Here is a 4,830-nt window from a genome sequence, read left to right as displayed (position 1 = left end):
AGTACGGTAAGGCGACGCTGACGTGGTTTGAATTAGTATAAAGACAAAGTGCTGAATTCTCTTTTAGGGAATTCAGCTTTTTTGATAGAATCGTCCTCTATTTTCGAATAAAGAGAAAAGGAGGAATGATTATGCTGACGGTAGAAGAAAAAAATTTTTTAGACCACTATAAAAATGCTTCCTATCATCGTTTTTATGAGATTGAGCGCTTCGCTAATCTCTGTCAAAAGTTAGACAAATGGCCACCACAGGCTGACAAGCTCTAGACTTTTTGATATACTAGAACAAATTAAAACATAGGAGAGAATGAATGAACGTATATGGCAGATTAGAAGAGGAACCAACTCCATCTTGGACGGGAATTCAGGATGATTTAGTTGGAAGAGAGGAGCGCTTCGAGGATGATTCAAGTCCGTTTGCTCCCTTACCATTATTTAAGATCCTAATCTGGAGCACTCTAGTTGTACTTGTATCTGTAGTTCTTCCTTTTTTGCTAGGACTAACTAGCTCAGAGCAGGCACAAGATTTTTATATGGGATGGGCGATGCACCAGGGTGGAGATATCTACACAGACTATTTTGGAACGAGTGGTCTTCTCTATTACTTTTTACAGTATCTAAGCAAGGGTAGTATTTTGTTTGCAGCCTTTACTTGGCTTGCTCTAGTGGGTGCTGGGATTTTTCTTTTCCGTTCAACTTATACCTTGACGGAGGAGAACAAGCAGTCGCAACAAGTATTGACTATCTTTTATCTTCTTGCTGGAGGACTTAGCTTTGGCGGTGGCTATGCCACCATTTTGGCCCTTCCATTCCTATTTTACGCTCTCAGTTTAGTAACAAGGTATTTGGTAGAGTATAATCATGACAAAGGTTTTGTGCGTATTGGGATTAGCCTGGCTCTAGCATTTTTCTTTGCCCCTCTAGTCACAGCTCTATATGCTCTGGTCTTGTTCTTTGCTTTGTTAGCCTTTAATATCGGGCGTGGTCGCTTGATTCATGGACTCTATCAATTCTTTGCAGCTGGTCTTGGGTTCTCACTTTTCTTTTATCCAATTGGTTACTATACGGCTTATAATGGGAGTTTCGGGAATGCTATTAGTCAAATTCTCTATCCAGTAGATAGTTTGAAGTTTATGTCCGATCCGTTCTTGCTAGACAACCTCCTTTTTTATGGATTGTTAACAATTGGTCTTGGAGGATTAAGATTCGTATTTACAGGGCTTTTCCAGTCTAAGCCAAGCAAGCAATACGTCTTATCTATTTTTGCTTCAGTAGCAATCCTATTGTTACTAGGATTGGAAATTTTCTCTACAGAACCGATTCACGGTAGTCGTCTAGCTACTTTTCTTCCTTTCTTGTCCATTCTTCTATTGACTCACATTCGAACTGGGGAATTAGAAGGAGCCAATCGCCGTAGAAGACATCGAGAAGTACCTTCAATATGGGCAATATTTCTTCAGGGTAATGTCTATTTGCCAGTGTTAGCTTTGGCCTACCTATTTTTTGCTCCTCTGGTAGCTCGTTATGTTCTTCACTCAGAACAATATCAAGAACGAACTCGTATAGAAACTACGGTTAAAGGACAAACACAGGCAACAGATCGTATTTATATATGGGATGATCTTACTAATGGTTATAAGACTAGTGAACGTTTAGCAGCTAGTCAGTTGTTATCACCAAAATTATATACTGGCCTTGATGCAAATCGTAGCAAACTTGTCAATGATTTACGTGATAATCAGCCTAAAGTGATTGTGGTCAATACCAAAACAGCTCTCTGGACAGAAGTAGAACAGCTTCTGGCAGAAAGTTATCAACCAGTTCAAAGTGAATTCAAAGACTTTAAACTTTACAAATTAAAATAAAATAATCAATATCTAGTGTAAATTTTATGAAAATATGAATTTTGCTACTAGATATTGATTTTTATTTTTATAGTGATATAATACTTTAAGAAAGAAAATTTAAGAAAAGAGCCTGGATATGATTGTATTAGAAGAGAAAACAAACCCTGATCCAACCTTATTCGTCGAAAAGCGTGACGGTAGACGCGTCATTTTTGATGTAGATAAGATTGACAAAGCCTTGCACAAGGCTGCGGAAAAAGTCATGGATGTAACCCCCTTGGTCGAAAAGCGTCTTAATACTCTAGTTGAACGTATTGTAGAAGAGATTCATAGTCGCTTTCCTCAAGGTGTAAAAATCTATGAAATCCAAAATATCGTAGAACATGAGTTATTGGAAGCTAAAGAATATGCCTTGGCAGAGGAATATATCACTTACCGAACTCAAAGGGATTTTGAGCGCTCAAAAGCAACAGATATCAACTTCAGTATCCATAAACTTCTCAACAAAGACCAGGCAGTTGTCAATGAGAATGCTAATAAAGATAGTGATGTTTTTAATACCCAGCGTGATTTGACGGCAGGAATTGTTGGAAAATCCATCGGTCTTCAAATGCTTCCTAAGCATGTAGCTAATGCCCACCAAAAAGGGGATATCCACTATCACGATTTGGACTATAGCCCTTACACCCCGATGACCAACTGCTGTCTGATTGATTTCAAGGGCATGTTGGAAAATGGTTTTAAGATTGGGAATGCTGAGGTAGAGAGTCCGAAGTCTATCCAAACTGCGACAGCGCAGATTTCACAAATCATCGCCAACGTTGCATCAAGTCAGTATGGAGGCTGTTCAGCAGACCGTATTGATGAAGTCTTGGCTCCTTATGCAGAAAAAAATTACCAAAAACACCTCAAAGATGCTGAGGAATGGGTTCTACCTGATAAACGCGAAGAATACGCCTGGAAGAAAACTCAAAAAGACATCTATGATGCCATGCAATCTTTAGAGTACGAGATTAACACTCTCTTTACATCAAATGGGCAAACACCCTTTACTTCCCTTGGTTTCGGTCTAGGAACCAATCGTTTTGAACGCGAAATTCAAAAGGCAATCCTGAACATTCGTATCAAGGGGCTTGGTTCAGAACACCGTACAGCCATCTTCCCTAAACTCATCTTTACTCTTAAAAGAGGTCTTAACTTAGAGGAAGGCTCTCCTAACTACGACATCAAGCAGTTGGCTCTTGAGTGCGCAACTAAGCGCATGTATCCGGATGTTTTATCTTACGATAAGATTGTCGAGTTGACTGGTTCTTTCAAGGTACCGATGGGTTGTCGTTCTTTCCTTCAAGGATGGAAGGATGAAAATGGAGTAGAAGTCAATTCTGGTCGGATGAACCTAGGTGTAGTGACGGTCAATCTTCCTCGTATCGCTCTTGAATCCGAAGGAGACATGAACAAGTTCTGGGAAATCTTCAATGAGCGTATGAATATCGCAGAAGATGCCTTGGTTTATCGTGTGGAAAGAACCAAGGAAGCCACTCCAGCTAATGCACCAATTCTTTATCAATATGGAGCCTTCGGACGCCGTCTTGGAAAAGAAGAAAGTGTTGATCAACTCTTCAAGAATCGCCGTGCAACTATTTCTCTGGGCTATATCGGCTTGTATGAAGTGGCGACTGTCTTCTTTGGTAGTAATTGGGAAAACAATCCGGAAGCCAAAGAGTTCACCCTTGATATTATTCGCGATATGAAACGTCGCGTAGAAGAGTGGTCTGACCAATATGGTTATCATTTCTCTATTTATTCGACACCATCTGAAAGTTTAACAGACCGCTTCTGTCGCCTGGATACAGAGAAATTTGGCTCTATTCCAGACATTACTGATAAAGAATACTACACAAATTCCTTCCATTATGATGTACGTAAAAATCCAACTCCTTTTGAAAAATTGGAGTTCGAGAAGGTTTATCCAGAAGCGGGTGCATCAGGTGGCTTTATCCACTACTGTGAGTATCCAGTTCTTCAACAAAATCCAAAGGCCTTGGAAGCTGTTTGGGACTATGCTTATGATCGAGTAGGTTATCTAGGAACTAATACTCCGATTGATCGTTGCTACAAGTGTGATTTTGAAGGAGATTTTGATCCAACTGAGAGAGGTTTTGCATGTCCTAACTGTGGCAATAGTGATCCTAAAACAGTAGATGTTGTTAAACGGACCTGTGGCTATCTTGGAAATCCGCAAGCGCGTCCGATGGTGAATGGACGTCATAAGGAAATTGCTGCGCGTGTCAAACACATGAACGGTTCTACTATTAAAACAGCAGGGCATGAAGTAAGAAATTAGAAAGAGATAGAATGGGCAAATATCAATTAGATGATAAGGGCAAGGCCTTGGTACAACGATTCCACGAAAAACATTCAAAGGGTGGAGTCAATAAAAAAGACCGAGTGGCTAGCCTAAGAGAGCAATTTTTAAATAAGAATAAGAAAAAGTGAGAGTCCGCTCTCGCTTTTCTCTTAGTTGGAGGTAAAGATGATATTACGCAGACCAAGATTGGCAGATAAGGAAGCTGTTGTAGATATGATAGAGGAGTTTGAAGAGACCCAATCGACCCACAATGGCGGATTTTGGGATATTGAGAATTTCTCTTACGAGGACTGGCTAGAAACTGGCCGAAATAAAGAAATGGGAATAGGATTGCTGGAAAATCGCGTTCCATCAATTCAGTTCGTTTTGTTTGATGAATCAGGCCGTGCTTTAGGTTTTTTGAATCTACGGCTGAGACTAAATGAGGGCTTGCTGAATCATGCTGGCCATATTGGCTATTCTATCCGCCCTTCCGAAAGAGGCAAGGGCTACGCCAAGGAAGCTCTCCGTCAAGGTCTACAAGTGGCTAAAGAAAAGAACATCCATCGTGCTCTGGTGACTTGTAGCGCAGAAAATCCTGCCAGCCGAGCTGTTATCTTAGCTAATGGTGGAGAGT

The 4,830-nt window shown here is 40.5% G+C and carries 5 protein-coding genes; all 5 read left to right on the top strand.

The features are described 5' to 3' along the window. The first annotated feature begins 131 nt into the window (after positions 1-131). A complete protein-coding gene (locus HMPREF2795_RS10910; RefSeq protein ID WP_000958549.1) occupies positions 132-266 on the top strand; it encodes a hypothetical protein in 135 nt (44 codons plus the stop codon). Between the two features lie 44 nt (positions 267-310). After that, positions 311-1,864 carry a hypothetical protein gene (locus HMPREF2795_RS05495; protein WP_001103724.1) on the top strand — a complete coding sequence of 518 codons (1,554 nt, stop codon included), beginning with the start codon at positions 311-313 and terminating at the stop codon, positions 1,862-1,864. A 118-nt stretch (positions 1,865-1,982) separates the two neighbouring features. Beyond that, on the top strand, positions 1,983-4,190 hold the full coding sequence (nrdD, locus tag HMPREF2795_RS05490; protein WP_000636183.1) for an anaerobic ribonucleoside-triphosphate reductase: 2,208 nt from the start codon (positions 1,983-1,985) through the stop codon (positions 4,188-4,190). 11 nt (positions 4,191-4,201) lie between these two features. Next, complete coding sequence (locus HMPREF2795_RS10610) at positions 4,202-4,342, top strand: hypothetical protein (RefSeq protein ID WP_000521611.1); 141 nt, start codon at positions 4,202-4,204, stop codon at positions 4,340-4,342. Positions 4,343-4,379: 37 nt separating this feature from the next. After that, the coding region (locus tag HMPREF2795_RS05485; RefSeq protein ID WP_075228418.1) for a GNAT family N-acetyltransferase at positions 4,380-4,830 on the top strand (451 nt) is incomplete at its 3' end.

This window comes from Streptococcus sp. HMSC056C01, assembly GCF_001811305.1.
Classification (GTDB): domain Bacteria; phylum Bacillota; class Bacilli; order Lactobacillales; family Streptococcaceae; genus Streptococcus.
This window is presented reverse-complemented; position numbering and strand designations above follow the sequence as displayed.

Coding starts and splice junctions, on each gene's coding strand:
- HMPREF2795_RS10910 (WP_000958549.1), top strand. CDS start 132: ATGCTGACGGTAGAAGAAAAAAATTTTTTAGACCACTATAAAAATGCT.
- nrdD (WP_000636183.1), top strand. CDS start 1,983: ATGATTGTATTAGAAGAGAAAACAAACCCTGATCCAACCTTATTCGTC.
- HMPREF2795_RS10610 (WP_000521611.1), top strand. CDS start 4,202: ATGGGCAAATATCAATTAGATGATAAGGGCAAGGCCTTGGTACAACGA.
- HMPREF2795_RS05495 (WP_001103724.1), top strand. CDS start 311: ATGAACGTATATGGCAGATTAGAAGAGGAACCAACTCCATCTTGGACG.